At 49.1% G+C, this 16453-nt stretch carries 14 protein-coding genes; 4 read left to right on the top strand and 10 right to left on the bottom strand.

The features are described 5' to 3' along the window. Window positions 1–44: 44 nt before the first annotated feature. Window positions 45–1295, bottom strand: a complete 1251-nt coding sequence (yjeH, locus tag LGM20_RS23470) for an L-methionine/branched-chain amino acid transporter (RefSeq protein ID WP_044525173.1) — start codon at window positions 1293–1295, stop codon at window positions 45–47. Between the two features lie 233 nt (window positions 1296–1528). Here yjeH and LGM20_RS23465 point away from each other — a divergent pair, with 233 nt between their 5' ends. From LGM20_RS23465 to LGM20_RS23455, 3 genes are all read left to right on the top strand, one after another. After that, window positions 1529–1822 (top strand): co-chaperone GroES, encoded by a 294-nt coding sequence (locus LGM20_RS23465; protein WP_004152420.1) that lies wholly within the window; start codon window positions 1529–1531, stop codon window positions 1820–1822. Between the two features lie 37 nt (window positions 1823–1859). Then, complete coding sequence (groL, locus tag LGM20_RS23460; RefSeq protein ID WP_023291693.1) at window positions 1860–3506, top strand: chaperonin GroEL; 1647 nt, start codon at window positions 1860–1862, stop codon at window positions 3504–3506. 259 nt (window positions 3507–3765) lie between these two features. After that, a complete protein-coding gene (locus tag LGM20_RS23455) occupies window positions 3766–4119 on the top strand; it encodes a DUF4156 domain-containing protein (protein WP_044525174.1) in 354 nt (117 codons plus the stop codon). 54 nt (window positions 4120–4173) lie between these two features. Here LGM20_RS23455 and yjeJ read toward each other — a convergent pair whose 3' ends face one another. The 8 genes from yjeJ to LGM20_RS23415 all read right to left on the bottom strand — a co-directional run bounded on the left by yjeJ (window position 4174) and on the right by LGM20_RS23415 (window position 14163). Next, window positions 4174–5037: a YjeJ family protein gene (yjeJ, locus tag LGM20_RS23450; protein WP_044525175.1), complete on the bottom strand. Its 864-nt coding sequence runs from the start codon at window positions 5035–5037 to the stop codon at window positions 4174–4176. A 14-nt stretch (window positions 5038–5051) separates the two neighbouring features. Further along, complete coding sequence (locus LGM20_RS23445; protein WP_044525176.1) at window positions 5052–7175, bottom strand: peptidase domain-containing ABC transporter; 2124 nt, start codon at window positions 7173–7175, stop codon at window positions 5052–5054. After that, window positions 7168–8454, bottom strand: coding sequence for an HlyD family secretion protein (locus tag LGM20_RS23440; protein ID WP_044525177.1), 1287 nt, complete (start codon window positions 8452–8454; stop codon window positions 7168–7170). Before LGM20_RS23440 ends, LGM20_RS23445 begins: the two co-directional genes overlap by 8 nt. Window positions 8455–8554: 100 nt before the next feature. Beyond that, on the bottom strand, window positions 8555–8905 hold the full coding sequence (locus LGM20_RS23435) for a hypothetical protein (RefSeq protein ID WP_044525178.1): 351 nt from the start codon (window positions 8903–8905) through the stop codon (window positions 8555–8557). 333 nt (window positions 8906–9238) lie between these two features. After that, window positions 9239–10255: a fimbrial protein gene (locus LGM20_RS23430; RefSeq protein ID WP_044525179.1), complete on the bottom strand. Its 1017-nt coding sequence runs from the start codon at window positions 10253–10255 to the stop codon at window positions 9239–9241. A gap of 23 nt (window positions 10256–10278) precedes the next feature. Next, window positions 10279–12822: a fimbria/pilus outer membrane usher protein gene (locus LGM20_RS23425; protein ID WP_044525180.1), complete on the bottom strand. Its 2544-nt coding sequence runs from the start codon at window positions 12820–12822 to the stop codon at window positions 10279–10281. A gap of 35 nt (window positions 12823–12857) precedes the next feature. Next, window positions 12858–13544 (bottom strand): fimbrial biogenesis chaperone, encoded by a 687-nt coding sequence (locus tag LGM20_RS23420; RefSeq protein ID WP_004206417.1) that lies wholly within the window; start codon window positions 13542–13544, stop codon window positions 12858–12860. A gap of 58 nt (window positions 13545–13602) precedes the next feature. After that, window positions 13603–14163 carry a fimbrial protein gene (locus tag LGM20_RS23415; RefSeq protein ID WP_004206418.1) on the bottom strand — a complete coding sequence of 187 codons (561 nt, stop codon included), beginning with the start codon at window positions 14161–14163 and terminating at the stop codon, window positions 13603–13605. A 477-nt stretch (window positions 14164–14640) separates the two neighbouring features. On the opposite strand from LGM20_RS23415, the gene LGM20_RS23410 reads away from it, so the two are divergent. Next, complete coding sequence (locus LGM20_RS23410) at window positions 14641–15285, top strand: winged helix-turn-helix domain-containing protein (RefSeq protein WP_044525214.1); 645 nt, start codon at window positions 14641–14643, stop codon at window positions 15283–15285. 129 nt (window positions 15286–15414) lie between these two features. Here LGM20_RS23410 and epmB read toward each other — a convergent pair whose 3' ends face one another. Further along, window positions 15415–16443: an EF-P beta-lysylation protein EpmB gene (gene epmB / locus LGM20_RS23405; protein ID WP_044525181.1), complete on the bottom strand. Its 1029-nt coding sequence runs from the start codon at window positions 16441–16443 to the stop codon at window positions 15415–15417. Window positions 16444–16453: the final 10 nt, after the last annotated feature.

Here is a 16453-nt window from a genome sequence, read left to right as displayed (position 1 = left end):
TCGGCCCGGTCTGCAGACGCGACCGGGCCGCTTTCTTTTTGCGCCTATGCGCTTCCTGTCGCCAGCTTACGTCTCGGTAAAAACAACCACAGCACCGCCAGCATCACCAGCGCGTACAGACTCTTCCAGCCGACCATCGCCAGCAGCAGCAGACAGAGAATGCTGCCCACCGCCGCCAGCAGCCGATAGCGCCCGCGCAGCAAACGACAGCCCGCCAGCATGCACAGCAGATAGATCATGATGAAAATGCCGTTGGCATAGACGATCAGCGCGTCCAGATTGATATCGAGAAAATAGATACACAAGGTGCTGACCACGCAGGAGCCCAGCACGGTGTTGAGGGCGTTGCGTGGGATCTGCCGCGGCGACAGCCTCGCGAGGTAGCTCTGTGGCTTATGCTGCGCCTGCGACCAGACCAGGCGGGCGAAGCTCTGAATATAGATGTTGAGGCTGGCGAAACAGGCGAGGTAACCGATGACGCAGGCCACCCACAGCGCTTCGACGCCGAACAGGCGGACCACGATATTCGGTAATGACGCCGCCGCCGCCATCTCCACGCCAAAGGCGTGGAAGTGCAACACCAGCACGGTGCAGGCCCAGTAGACCGAACCGGCAAGCAGCAGGCCTATCATCAGCGCGCGGGGAAAATCGCGCTCGGGGTGTTTAAACTCCGAGGCGAGGTGGGCAAAGGCTTCCAGGCCGACAAAGCACCAGAACATCACCGACAGCGCAGAGAAGAGCTGGCCGCGGTCGATCTCCGCCGGGGCGGGGAAGGGGATCTGCGCCGGACTTATCCCGCCGCGCCACCAGACGGCGACGATCAGCGCCACGATCAGCACGGCAACCAGCGTCTGCAGGTTGGCGCTGGAGCTGGCGCCACGTGAACCGACCCACCAGACGATGGCCAGGGTACCCAGCTCCGCCAGCAGCAGCTGCGCATCATGCCAGCCGAACAGCGCCTGGCCGAAGCCGATGGCGATGTGCAGGGCGGCAGGGAGTCCGACCGGGATAACCGATAAAAACAGCCAGCCGGTGACGCTGGCCAGACGTGGGCCAAAGGCCATATCGACAAAGTGGGCCACGCCGCCCGCGCTGGGGAAATGGCGGCCCAGCAGGGCGAAGACGATGGCAATCGGAAAAACAAGGAGGATAAGCAACGGCCATGCCCACAGGCTGTTATCGCCAGCGACCAGCGCCGCCAGCGCCGGAACGGCGAAAACGCCGGTGCCCAGCAGTGAGGTGGAAAGCAACCCGACTCCCTGTCCCAGCCCTAACTCCTGTTTTAAACCACTCATGATTCCATCCTGCGCCAGTGAAAAGAAAGAGAGTATCACAATCGCTTTTCCTTATGACCGGTTGCCCGGTGGCGCCGCTTTTTGCGCGCCAGCGCAAAGGTAAAAATTTTTTTTTAATTTTGCCCTTGAAGCGGGAAATGGCCATCCCCATCTCTCTCTGCACTAGCCGGTAAACCGCGTTCGGCCCGGCGTCACCCATAACTGATAATGACTTTCTCGAAGGAGAGCTATCAATGAGTATTCGTCCGTTACATGATCGTGTGATCGTCAAACGTAAAGAAGTTGAAACCAAATCTGCGGGCGGCATCGTTCTGACCGGTTCTGCAGCAGCTAAGTCAACGCGTGGCGAAATCATCGCTGTCGGTAAAGGCCGCATCCTGGAAAACGGGACCGTGCAGCCGCTGGACGTTAAAGTTGGTGACATCGTGATTTTCAACGATGGCTACGGCGTGAAGACTGAGAAGATTGACAACGAAGAAGTGCTGATCATGTCCGAAAGCGACATCCTGGCAATTGTTGAAGCTTAATTCGCACGACCCTGAACGAATTTGAGGAATATAAGAAATGGCAGCAAAAGACGTAAAATTCGGTAACGACGCTCGTGTTAAAATGCTGCGCGGCGTAAACGTACTGGCAGATGCAGTTAAAGTGACCCTGGGCCCGAAAGGCCGTAACGTGGTTCTGGACAAATCCTTCGGCGCGCCGACCATCACCAAAGATGGTGTTTCCGTTGCACGTGAAATCGAGCTGGAAGACAAGTTCGAAAACATGGGCGCGCAGATGGTGAAAGAAGTTGCCTCTAAAGCGAACGACGCGGCAGGCGACGGCACCACCACCGCAACCGTGCTGGCGCAGGCTATCGTGAACGAAGGCCTGAAAGCCGTTGCTGCAGGCATGAACCCGATGGATCTGAAACGTGGTATCGACAAAGCTGTCGTTGCCGCTGTTGAAGAACTGAAAGCGCTGTCCGTTCCGTGCTCTGACTCCAAAGCTATCGCTCAGGTAGGTACCATCTCCGCTAACTCCGACGAAACCGTCGGTAAACTGATCGCGGAAGCGATGGATAAAGTTGGCAAAGAAGGCGTGATCACCGTTGAAGACGGTACCGGTCTGGAAGACGAACTGGACGTGGTTGAAGGTATGCAGTTCGACCGCGGCTACCTGTCTCCGTACTTCATCAACAAGCCGGACACCGGCGCCGTTGAGCTGGAAAGCCCGTTCATCCTGCTTGCTGACAAAAAAATCTCCAACATCCGCGAAATGCTGCCGGTTCTGGAAGCCGTAGCGAAAGCTGGCAAACCGCTGGTTATCATCGCTGAAGACGTTGAAGGCGAAGCGCTGGCGACCCTGGTGGTTAACACCATGCGCGGCATCGTGAAAGTGGCTGCGGTGAAAGCGCCGGGCTTCGGCGACCGTCGTAAAGCCATGCTGCAGGATATCGCGACGCTGACTGGCGGTACCGTTATCTCTGAAGAGATCGGTATGGAGCTGGAAAAAGCGACTCTGGAAGACCTGGGCCAGGCGAAACGCGTGGTTATCAACAAAGACACCACCACCATCATCGATGGCGTTGGCGAAGAATCCGCAATCCAGGGCCGCGTTGCTCAGATCCGTAAGCAGATCGAAGAAGCAACCTCCGACTACGACCGTGAAAAACTGCAGGAACGTGTCGCTAAACTGGCTGGCGGCGTTGCCGTAATCAAAGTCGGCGCGGCAACCGAAGTTGAAATGAAAGAGAAAAAAGCACGCGTCGACGATGCCCTGCACGCCACTCGTGCTGCGGTTGAAGAAGGCGTGGTGGCTGGCGGCGGCGTAGCGCTGGTTCGCGTTGCAGCGAAACTCGCTGGCCTGACCGGTCAGAACGAAGATCAGAACGTCGGTATCAAAGTTGCGCTGCGCGCAATGGAAGCGCCGCTGCGTCAGATCGTGTCCAACGCCGGTGAAGAGCCGTCTGTTGTGGCGAACAACGTGAAAGCCGGCGACGGTAACTACGGTTATAACGCGGCAACTGAAGAATACGGCAACATGATCGACTTCGGTATCCTGGACCCAACCAAAGTCACCCGTTCTGCACTGCAGTACGCGGCTTCCGTGGCTGGCCTGATGATCACCACCGAGTGCATGGTGACCGACCTGCCGAAAGGCGATGCGCCTGATTTAGGTGCTGCTGGCGGTATGGGCGGCATGGGCGGTATGGGCGGCATGATGTAATCGTGCGCTCTACGGCATAAAAAAGCAGAAACCCCTGGCCAGTAATGGCTGGGGGTTTTTCTTTTGGCGCGCTTTTTAGTATAAGGCTTATACATAAAAATCATTTAAGCTGCATCAGAGCGGCAAGCACCTCCGTATCGGAAGCGACTAACTAGCGCGACCGGCTAAGGAATGAAAGCGGCTCATGCCGACGCAGTTTGAAGGATGACAGGTTTACATCCGGGCCAGTGCGTCCAGCTCATCGATCATGGGGATTAACATGCAGGTAAAATATTTAGCAGGGATTGTCGGCGCAGCCTTACTGTTGGCAGGTTGCAGTTCCAGCAATGAATTAACCTCTGCCGGCCAGAATGTGCGCTTCGTGCAGGATAAGCCGGGCGCAGAGTGTCAGCTGTTAGGGACCGCGACGGGTAAACAGAGCAACTGGCTCTCCGGCCAGAATGGCGATGAGGGTGGCTCCATGCGCGGTGCGGCTAACGCCCTGCGTAACCAGGCGGCAGCCATGGGCGGCAACGTGATTTATGGCGTCAGCAGCCCGACGCAAAATCTGTTGTCGAGCTTTGTGCCCACCGACAGCGAGATGAACGGCCAGGTTTATAAGTGTCCGAACTGATGCGCGATGCCTCTCTCTGCGAGCGTAGAGAGAGGCGTGACCGGTAGAAGAGGGTCAGGCGTTAAGCTCCGCTTTCTTCTCCAGATAGAAGGCATGCAGGGGACGCAGACACTCTTCCAGGCTGAGCATTCTTCCTGGCTGGGAAGGAATAATGGTACTGAAGATTTGGCATGGCGCCAGCGCCGTGTGCATCGCCTTAAGCTTGGGGCTTTTCTCAATAAGGCGTACTACCACGCTGTTTTCCATTTCAGATAAATGTGGCGCACTGGTTTTTACCACCGCTCCGGAGACAATTTTCTTGCCTTCGTCCGTCTCGCAGCAATAGAGCACGCCCAGATAATGGGAAAACAGGTTTAGCTTCCATTCTTCCTGGGGATACTGCTGGTAATCAATATTCGGCTGAGTAGTTAAGTCGACGCTGTAGCACATTAAAAAATCCATATTTGAACTTAAATACTGGATAAGTTCCTGATCGCCGACTGTTTTTAATGCCTGTTGAATACCGATTATCAGGGCTTCAACCTGTCGGTCATCAATAGTTAACGTCTTAATTTGCTCATCCTGAAATACCAGGATCAGCGTTGACTGCGTTTCGCCAGGTTTAAGCGTAATAGACATTATACGCCGCTCAGGAGAAGGCTGTTGTATTTCAGCCATTTCTACCGTGGGGATATGGGTTACGAGTGTTTCGTTATAAGCGATAATCTCATCTTTGTAAGCCTCGCCTTTATTTTCAAGTCGCTGAAAAATTAAGGCCATTCTACTTTGCAATATCAGAAGCAGGTCGGATAATACGGGTGCCTGAAGATAGAAAATCTCACAGGTATCATTCGCTTTCTTGACCTTAAGTAACAGCGCCAGGAAACGCTCTTCAAAAGTAATTCCTGCAGTATTAAAACCAATAAACGTTCCTTGCATAATCTTCTCCTTTATTAAGCGGTAGCCATCGACTTCGATTGTGAGAGGTCAATAACGCGATCGGCTGATGCAATGGTTGATGGCCGGTGCGCGACAATAATTCGGGTGATACTTAACGCTGAAATCGACTGATTGATGACCGACTCATTTCTGAGATCCAGGTGACTAGTTGCCTCATCCATAAACAGAATACTCGGTTTACGGTACAAAGCACGAGCGATCAGGATACGCTGCTTTTGACCGCCGGAAATGCCCAGCCCCAGTTCGCCGACAATGGTTTCGTATCCCATCGCCATCTTCATGATTTCATCATGGATGTTGCAATGTTTGGCACATTCCATTACGAATTCCAAATCGGGGTTATCATCAAAACCACTGATATTATCGATAAGTGAACCTGAAAAGAGACGATCCTCCTGAAGTACGCAGGCGATACCGAGACGATAGTTATTTAAGCCAATTTTTTGAATCTCCAGATTATCCGCCAGTATTTCGCCGGAGTCAGGTGAAAGCAAACCGCACATGACTTTCAACAGCGTGGTTTTGCCAACGCCAGATGGGCCAATTAGCGCGACAGACTCGCCTGGGGCAACCGTTATATTCAGATTGGTAAAAATGGGTTGTGAAAAAGGATCGTATTGATAACTCAGGTTCCTAACTTCAAGTTTCACGCCGGTGTTTGCTGTAAACACACGTCGGGATGGAAGTTCTTTTTCCGGTTCGCTAAAGGCGATTTCAGATAGACGTTCATTATGAAGCGAGAGCATACGAAGCTGCATCACCAAATCAATGAGATTCGATGCACGTTGAGAAAACTGGCCTCGATAAGCATTAAATGCCATAAACATACCGAGCGTCATCTCATTATCAATTACCATAATGGCACCCAACCACAGTACCACCACCTGATCGATAGAGGTGATAAAGGTATTAATCCCACCAAACATCATATCAAAGCGAGTTTGCTTAATACCTGCGTTACTGGCATCAACGTTAAGATTCAGCCAATGCTGCGAGCGACGTTCTTTTAAATTTAATGCTTTGATCGTGGAAATGCCATAAAGTGATTCCATAAAGTGAGAGTTAGCACGCGCCCCTTTAACGACCTGCTCTTCCGTTACGCGTCGATAAAAACTATAGGTAGCGAAGCGCATAATCGCATAGCAGACGGTAAAACCAATGACGACCCAGACTAACCAGCCGCCATATAATGTCAGCATGACTAACAAACCGATCGTCATTATCGAATCGATGATGCCAGTGACAATACTGTTGGTAAAAATTGAACGAATGGTATCCAGAGACGAGAAACGAGACTGGATATCACCTAAGTGTCTTTTCTCGAAAAAAGATAATGGCAAACTTGCCAAATGATCGAATAGCGTTGTTTTCCATTGAATGTTTGTCAACGTATTCAACGTTAACGACGTCCATGCTCGGAGCATGCTAATAAACGTGCGGAATAGCGTGAAAAATATTAAACCAATACAAATAACAGAGAGTAAACTTTCATCGTGCGCCATAATGACATGGTCAGTTACTAACTGTGTACCAATAGGCAACAGGAGGCCAATCGCTTCTACCACAACAGAGAAAGCAAAGATCTTAATCAGCGCCGATTTTAAACCAACAATTTTATGCATTAAATCCAGGAGTCGTAAACGGGATTTCGCCTCCTCTTGTTGGAAGTTATGATCAGGCCAGAGTTCAAGCGCAACGCCGGTAAAATTATTTGACATCTCACTGATGCCAATGATTCGTTTACCCAGCGCGGGATCGTGAATCACAAATCCGTTTTTCTTTACTTTTGTAAGGACTACATAGTGGTTCATTCCCCAGTGGATGATGCAGGGAAGCTTAAGCTGTTTTATTTCATCGAGGTCGAGCGCTAGCGCACGGTTTTTTAAACCAGCCTGCTCGGCTGTTTTGCTTAGAGACAGCAGTGAGGAGCCCTGTGAGGGGCTACCGAATCGTTGACGAAAATTAAATAAATCGATATTTAACCCATAATAACCACAGACCATCGCCAGACAGGCAACTCCACATTCCGATGATTCTGACTGTAGAATAACAGGCGTTTTGTTAACCAGAGAAAAATTTAGTTTTGCAACAATGGTTTTGAACAATTCGTTAGTCATGGATTGGCCCAGTAATGCTTTGAGTTATCTTATACACAGGGGTAAACATCCACATATAAAGTGGGCGCTCTTCGAGAAATACAACGGCTTGAGCCTTCAGTCCATTCGAAAGCGAAAGCGTTTTACCATTGTAATTAAAGGTTTTGTTTTCAATTTTGACAATGGTTTTATAGAGTGCCAGTTCCTGCTGATTCGTTCCATTATTAACATTAGTGTATTCAGACAGTTCCTGTCGGGATGTCGGGACCGAAGATATTGAAAGTATTTTTCCCGGGAATTGCCCAAATTTATCGGATGGGAAAGCATCATAGCGGATGTTAATGACATCACCCGGTTTGACATAAGGTATGCTATTATTAGGTAACCATAAAATAAGATAATATTCTATATCACCAGTGGGTTTGATTTGCGCTAAACTGCTGCCTTTGTCGACCATTTGTCCTTTTGTTACAGCCAGCGATTCAATGCGTCCTTCTGTGGTTGCTTTAATAATGACATTACCATTGGCATTTGATTCAACCAACTGGTTTTTGTAATCATTAATCTGGTTTTCCTGAGATGATATTTGGTTGTCAAAATCTGCCGTTTTTGTGATTTTATCGCTATTTAACTGGGTTACCTGGGATTCCAGTTGCATTTTCTGACTGACCAAAGACTGATAGGTACTCTGTTGTTGAAAGTATAATGAATGCTGATAGTTATACTGATCTTTGGTGATAAGGCCATCACGAAGATATTTATCGTAACTGGAAAGATTATCATGCATTTTCTTTAAACCAGTCTGCGCATTAACCAGCATGCGGTTAGTTTCTTTTAACGAATCATTGATGGTTTTTAGCTGTTTATCTAAAGATAAGCGAGTTTCTTCTTTATTATGAGAAAGTTTGGTGATGATATCTTCAGCGTTCGCAATCTTTTCATTAATGACTTCTATTTGCGCCGTACTGACGTTGCCTGTTGTTGTATTTCGGGAGATGTCAATTTCATATAAAGACTGTCCTTTGGCGACAAGGTCACCGACTTTTGCATATTGGGAAATAACAAACCCTTGCTGTGGCGCATAAACATTGACAGAATGAGGTAAAGTAATAACTTCCCCACGAACATCAATGCGTTGGGTAAAGGTACAAAATATTGTGGTGGTTATTAGAATGGCTAAAAAGGCAAAAGAAAGTAATGCAATAAGCCATGCTGGAAGCCCTGCTAGCAGCAAAGCCTTTCCTTTCCAGTGATGCTTTTTGTATTCGATCGCTTCCTTGCGATAGATTTTTTTCAACATGGTATTCACTTACGAGAAGTTAAAAGGCCTGAAACTCCAGGCCTTATTTAATAGTCGGCTGATGTCAACAAAATATTGAATCAGTTATGAGCGCTAAAACTTAGTTGCTCCAGAAATTAAAGGTGCCGTCGAACACGCCACCAACGCCCATTTTTGCATACTCGAGGGTCAAATCCCAACCGACAACACCTGCTGCAATACCAAAGCAAACACCACCAAGGATAACCCCGGCGATCATTCCCACGCCCTGCCCGATGGAGCCGATACCAAAGATACCACCGCTTACGCCACCCCAGCGGCCTGCAAATGCTGTACCTGCAAGAGCTCCCAGAGAAGCCCCAAGCGCGATGGCGCTAACTTCTTGAAAAGCCCAGGTTGCGATATCAGATAAAGTATCAGTCAGCGCGCCACCAGAAATTTCTTCCATTTCAAATACAGTTAATTGATGCATGATTAGTCCTTTAACTAAAATTAAAATTATATATTCATTCCAGACCAGAAGTTGGTCCGCAGAGAAGATAGTCGTTGCTGTAGTATGAATCAACTCAACTTAATGTGAATTGTTGATGAAATTTAAAATTTATGCTCGATTAATTCTCAATACTTTTAGCTTCACGACTTAGCAATTCATTTTAGAATGTGAAATCACTCTGTTATTATTGATGTGCTCCCGATGATATCTCCTTATTTTTACACATTTACATATTACAGTGCATTTGGTTATTCACAAGGGAATTAAAAAGGTGGATATCATTATCCACCTTTTATGCGATTGTAATTTTGTTTATTCTTCCTGAATAACCACCTCAAGCATCGCTTTTACATGCCCGGCCGTGACTTCAGCGCTATTATCGCTCATTCGATAATAATCGGCGGTGAATTTAAATTGTTGCGATGCTTGAGCGCTGGCAAAACTGTATGTCTCTGCATCATAAAATATAACCGGGCTATTATCTTTTTTGAAGATAATGCCAACGTTGCTTGCTGCTCCGCTTCCTGTTAGCAGATTATCGATGATACCATTCCCCGCAGGGCTGGTGCCACCAACTGGGTTAAACCAATAGTAAAGTTTATTACCAATTGAACCCGCTGGGCATGAAACGTCCATTGTGATAGTTTTCTGTGATGGGGTTGTGCCGCCCCGAGGGATTGACATTAATGTATTTTTTTCAATTGTATTCAGGGTGATTTGGCTAGGCCCTGATACTGAAATATCACATGAGGTTGCTTTATACGAAATACTCTTAAACTTTAGGGTCGCTGTGAGCAAAAGGCGGTCAGATGGCCTGGGGTTGGTGTTTAAGTTACCCGCAGAGAATTTAAATACCGGATTGGTACTGACACCGGATGTATCAATGACAGGCTTCGTTTTGATTAACCATACCGTCATGAATCTATAATCATCATTAGATCTCTTTATAGGTACAATCATTGATTGAGCAACTGCTGGTTTAATTGACCCATGTTTGCTGTCCAGAATATCTGAAAATTGAAAACCAATACCATCAATCCCTGTTTCATAAACCGGCTTACCCATGATACCCGTGACGCCTGGCACCTCAGGTGCGGTTGAATCAACAATGTACTGATCCCCCAGTAATTTATTACACTCAAAGGTTTTATAGTGCCCGGTACCGACTTTTTTGGTATACAAAACTGTACCTACTGGTATTGTTGGATCCGTTGCGATTTTCGGACTTAGGTTGAATAACACCGTTCCAGTAGAATCAAAATAATCACATTTTGCAACTACCTCACTACAACAAAATAGTAGACATAAAAAAACAAGTATTTTTCTCATTCTTTATTGTTCCTTGGTCGATATTAGCGACAAACCGTTTCGATTTGACTGATGCCAGACGCTTTGCCTTCCCTGGCCGGTAAAGTAAAGGAAGCATTGCATTGCTGCGCCGCGCTTTTGCCCCATTGCACGTTAAGTATTCCGGTTTGCTGCAGGCCGGACATATAGACCATCCCGGCGTCGCTGACGATGCTTGGCTGCGACTTGCTGTCGCCGGCGAGCAGCACCATCGCGCCATAAGGCACGTCCTGGCCGCTGGCCGTTTTCAGATGGACAAATGCGCGCTGGCCGATATTACCGGCATAATTGGCCCGCACGATGGCGCCGCGTGTCGGAACGACGCTCTGCGTGGTTTCCGGAAGCTCCATATCTTCGCCAAGCGAAGTACTATCGAGGGTGATATCGGTGCGACGATAAGGCGTAACGTAAGGTACGATGGCGTAACCACGATAGTCGGTGGTGATGGTGTTATCGTTGGTCAGCTTGACGTTATCCAAACCTGGGGCCTTAACCAGTACGGCGGCATCGGTGATGTCCTGACCAAGCGTGACCCCATCGGCATGAGCGACAATGCTGCCGTTGGCCCCATAGTCTATACGCTCGCTACCGCGATCGTAGCTGTAACCGGCATTGACGCTGCCGCGAGCACCGTTATAGGTTGCGCGCATATCGCCGCTGTAGTATTCCCGGTTGCTGTATCCTTGCTGCAGGCTCCACTCCAGGCTGTCGTTATCCAGCGCGTTACCACCGATGGAGACCGACTGATCGGTAGACCCCGGATTACTGTTGGTTAACTGATAACTGGTATAGGTGCCCGGTAGCCAGTTGCTCAGCGGCAGCGTGACGGTCAGCGAGATACGTTGATCGTCCTGGGCGTCTTTCCCGGAGTTATTCCCGCTCCAGGTATAGCGGTTATAGCTGTACCCGAGGTAATAGTTTACATTGCGGAAGCCACCGTTGTACCCCACGCTAATCGACTTGTTGGTGCGCTTATCGTCCCAGTAATCTTCAATCAATCCACTGATAGACAGACTGCCGAGGCCTTTACCCAGGCTTTGATTCAGCGTCAGATTGGTGCGGTTGCGCAGCGAGCGAGGAGTATACTTGCCGTCATTAGAATAGCTATCTAACACTTCAGAGAGGGTATTAAATCCGCGGGTGGAATAGCGGTAGCCAGCGATAGTCACGTTTGTACCGGTTTCGATAATATTTTTCCCGTAACGGACACGCCATGACTGCCCAGAGGTCTTTTCGTCGTCTTTCATTTTTGACCAGGCCTGAGTGACGTCTGCTGAGGCGGCGCCTAGCTCGCCGAGGTTATAGCCGAGGCCTGTTGACAGCGCCTGATAGCGCGATGCGGCCTGCACCCCGCCATAAAGCGTCAGGCTGCTGGAGACACCGTAGGTCGCGGTAGCTTGCGTAAAGGGCGTTTCATCGACCCCGCCGTCGTAAGGACGATATTTACCAGACGTAATTTCATATTCCAGCTGATCTTCACGGACCATCACCGGCAGCGTAGCGAACGGTACGACAAACTCCTGCTTAGAACCGTCGGACTCTTCCACGGTGACGTAAAGGTCGCCGCTACCGCCGCTCGGGTACATATCGGTGATTTCAAACGCGCCAGGCGCCACGTAGGTCTGGTATACTTGGTAGCCGTTTTGTTTAATGAAGACACGGGCGTTGGTTTTGGCGATACCACGGATAATCGGCGCATAGCCGCGCATACTTTCCGGCAACATTGATGTATCGGTGGCCAGTTGAATACCGGTAAACGGTACACTGTCAAAGATGCCTGAGAGTGACGAGCTCTCGCCCATCACCAGGTTACTGTTGATGGGACGAATGCTGCGCTGCATGTAGAGATAGGCTGAGTCCCAATCACCCGCACCACCGTTGTTTTTATTCCAGGTGCTGAGGTTACGGATACGCCATGGGCCAACGTTGAGGCCAGACTGCAGGTTCAGGCTGTAGTATTCGTCATTGGCCTGCATGTCGTTTGAGCCGCTGAACTGATAGTTCACCAGCAGGGCGTTGATGCCGTCATCAAACTGTTCCGGTGGAATATATCCCTGTGCGGTGGTAGATAGTGCCGCCTGCGGAATGGATATATTCAAGCGCTGGACGGTAAAGTCGAAATCCGCTTTGGTATCCGGGATGACTGAAAGATTGGCGCAGCCGTTTTTATCCTCGACCAGTTCGGGAAAGGCTTTAACCCGTACGCCATACTCTGCCAATGTTTTCAGGCTCAAACAGGGCACCAGGGCGGGCTCTCGATTATTCCCAGTGGCACGGCTATTCGCAACAAACTTCATTGTCCTGGTATCCAGATAGCGACCATTAAACATGATATCTACCCGATAATCCCCTGGCGCCTGTGCGTTCTGCGTCTGGAAAATAGATAAGTCGGGAGTGGTTGATGGATCGCTACCATTCAATGAGCTAATGAATGAGGGATCGAAAAAGTCACGTGCTTGCGCTTTATTATTCAAACCAGAAAGCAATGCCGGAAGCATTGCGAGGAAGACTGCGGATAGTTTGAATAATCCATTATTCTTATTTGGCATAGACACATCCCTATAATGATAAAATAAAATTCTTATTACAGCGATGAGGAATAGAGCGATCCTGCTCCGCCATAATCATTAACTACTTTCCAGTTGACGCTGGAGGCATTGATATTTTCTTTTAATGTCACTTCTTTGGTCGTCATTGGAGCGACCGAGTTGACTTCCGGCTTCACTTCTTTGCTACCAATCTGAACACTATGGAAATAGAAGAAAAACGGTGTTGGATTTTTAATCGTCAGTTTTGTGCCTGATTTCCGCCATTCGAGTTTTTTGGCTTCAATGTTTGGAGAAAGGTCGAAAAGTGCTTTTGGACGATAGACCAGACGCATGCGGTGGCGGACCGCCAGTTGAATAGTATTGGCGTTGGCTTTCTCATCGTCCGCCGGCGGGATGGCCATCACGTTAAAATAGTATATGGATTCCCGGTCGTTCGGGGCATTGACGTTTCCGGTAGAAAATAGACGCACGGTATTCTGCTGCTTACCCTCAAGGCGGAATAACGGAGGTGTAGCCATAAAAGAGGGCGTTTTCCCTGCCGGCGCTTCAACCCAGGATTTAATCAGATAAGGGATGTCATCTTTATTTTCGATTTGCGCGGTGATTTCACGCGCACCTTCTTTATAGAGGTAGCGGGTGGACTCAATCACAATACCAGCATGGGCAATACTACTGAGGAGTAATGCACAGGATGCGGTGATATTTAATAAGTTCCTGAACATGGTTTTTCTCTGAATGCGAAAAAGGGCCCGCCGTGAAGCGGAGCCCTTCGGGGAAAAATTAGAGGGTATAATCGATAGTAAAGGTCGCAACACCTTTAACCGGACCTTCGGTAACCGGAGTCGCGGAGTTCACTTTCACATAACCAGTGGTGTACTTCAGCTGAGTGCCGCCAGCTGCAGTGTAGCTTTCGGTCATGAGGTCAGAACCGTCGAAACCTACGCGGTGTGCATCACGTACGCGCTGGATACCGATACCAATGCCGGTAGCGCCGCCAGGTGCGGTGTTGTCCAGGATGTTAGCGTTGCTGGAGGCACCGGTCACATTGACGGTTACAGCAGTAACCGGAGTGGCGCTACCCTGTGCGCAGTCTTTCACGTCAAAACCGAAGTCCTGAGTTTTAAACAGAGCACCAGCCGCTTCAGCATTCGCTTCGGTAGTGGTCACGGTCATCAGCTGAACGATACCGTTGTTCAGGGTACCCGTCGGAGTCACGACGCAAGAGTTAGCTGCATCAGAGACTTCACCCAGTACAGTTACCTGAGCGGTGTTGGTTGCCATTACCTGAGCACTCAGAACTGCAGAAGCAGCGACCATTACAGCTACGATTGTCTTTTTCATTTAATTAATCCATATATAGATACTTAGTCCTGTGTAGAATCGATAACAGTTATCATGGGAATGGAGTATACATTCCTATTGATATTGAAAATAAGCGCCAGCATTCCTTATATAGTGCTGAAACCTACCTTCCTGTTGAACGACGCTACAATATCACTTGCCATAGCGAACCATGGAGAAGCGGGGGTAATTTAAAAGTCTGGTGCAAAAAATGCTTGTGAATTCTTGATGAAGCACACGTGAATTTAATAATGACCTTTTCTAATGAGATGTTGAGTTAGGTTGAGATAAATTTAATCCGAAAATGTGGCTTTTAAACAAGATAACTATCGCTTGTCATTTTTTATGCGGTATCCTCAAAGCTGAAGTTCAATGTGAACTGACCCCGCTTCTGTCTGAAGCGATAATGTTCACGCCATGGTTTAGCTGGGATTATTTATTTTTGTTATGGATAATAGGGTTGCGTGGGGCAAGGATATGGATGATATTGCATTATTTAATGGCTGTATAATTAATCAGGAGATTATATTTAATGCCAATATGAATGAGCTGCGACCGCTTGCCGGGAATGGGGAGAGCATCAGCCTCAATGCGCCTACCGCCAGATGCTTGCTGCTGCTATTGCAGAATTGCGGCAAAGTGATTTCTCGGGATGAATTTCTGGCGGCTGTATGGGAAACACGGGGAGTGGTAGTTTCGCAAAATACATTTTATCAAAATATCTCTTTGTTGAGAAAATCGCTGCTCAAAGCCGGACTATCTGAGGATATCATTATCACCGTCAGACAAAAAGGCTTTAGCGTCGCCCCGGATACTTTAGTTATCCCGCTCTCGGATGAAGAGTGCGAGAATATGAATCGGGAAAGATTAACGCATTTTCACAGTAGTAAAACTGCTGATGTCATTTTCAATGATACGGGGAAAATTGACCATAAATTAAGTCTTCCACTACCAGTGAATTTAGCAATCCAGGAGAATGATAGGCGGGAAAATAGCGTGAAGGTGGCAGAGAAAGTATCGGAACGATTACATATAACCTTTAAAGTTCCCACCTGGTTAATCGCGCTGATTGTCGTGATGATAGTTATCAATGTTATCGTACTGATCGTGTTACATCGATAATACGCCGCCGCTGGGGTTTATATCGAGAAGGTAACGGTAAAGTGGATTGCCGAGTATGTTAGTCCCAACCTGGCGGTGTATTCATATTAAGATGTCTGCCAGCACGACCTGGCAGACAAGGGAGGAGAGCTAACGCTGCTTCAGTCCTAAATCCAGCGGCGTCTTGCTGGGTTCGCCGCCGATCTCTCGCGCCAGCTTCGGCACCATATAGCCGGAGATAAGGGTCAATAGTTCACGCATGATTTCACGGGCTTCATCATCGCTGACCATAAAGTGTGCCGCCCCTTGTACCCGGTCCAGCACGTGCAGGTAGTAGGGCATTACCCCGGCATTGAACAGCGCATTGCTGAGATCGGCCAGGGCTTGCGCGTTATCGTTCACCCCGCGCAGCAGCACGCTCTGGTTAAGCAGCGTGACGCCCGCCTGACGCAGCATGGCCATCGCCGCGCGAAACTCGCCGTCAATTTCATTAGCGTGGTTGACGTGGTTAACCAAGATCACCTGCAGCGACGAACGGTGGAAGCGGCTGGCCAGCATCTCGGTGATGCGCGCCGGGATCACGATCGGCAAGCGGCTGTGAATACGCAGACGCTTAACGTGCGGAATGGCTTCCAGCTGGGTCATTAGCCAGTCAAGCTCATGGTCCTTCGCCATCAACGGGTCGCCGCCGGAGAAGATGATTTCATCAAGCTGCGGATGCTCAGCGATATAATTCATTGCCGTCTGCCAGTTGCGCCTGGTGCCCTGATTTTCGGCATAAGGGAAGTGGCGGCGGAAGCAGTAACGGCAATTGACCGCGCAACCGCCTTTCACCAACAGCAGGGCCCGGTTGCGATATTTGTGCAACAGGCCGGGCACGACGCTGTGCTGTTCTTCCAGCGGATCGGTGGAGTAGCCGGGGGCGACGATAAACTCCTCTTCGGCGGTAAGTACCTGACGAAGCAGCGGATCGTCAGGGTTGCCTTTCTCCATTCTGGCAATAAACGCGCGCGGGACGCGCAGCGGGAACAGGCGTCTGGCCTCACGTCCGGCGAGCAGTTTTTCATCAGCGTCTACATTTAAAAGACGCAGCAGTTCATCAGGACTGGTCACAACATTGGCAAGTTGCGTTATCCAATCTTCTCTGGATGGGGTATTTAGGGTTACAATATGCGCCATTTTGTGGCTT

It is taken from the genome of Klebsiella quasipneumoniae subsp. quasipneumoniae (genome assembly GCF_020525925.1).
Classification (GTDB): domain Bacteria; phylum Pseudomonadota; class Gammaproteobacteria; order Enterobacterales; family Enterobacteriaceae; genus Klebsiella; species Klebsiella quasipneumoniae.
The sequence above is the reverse complement of the archived record's forward strand: the minus strand, read 5'-3'. Positions and strand labels throughout refer to the sequence as shown.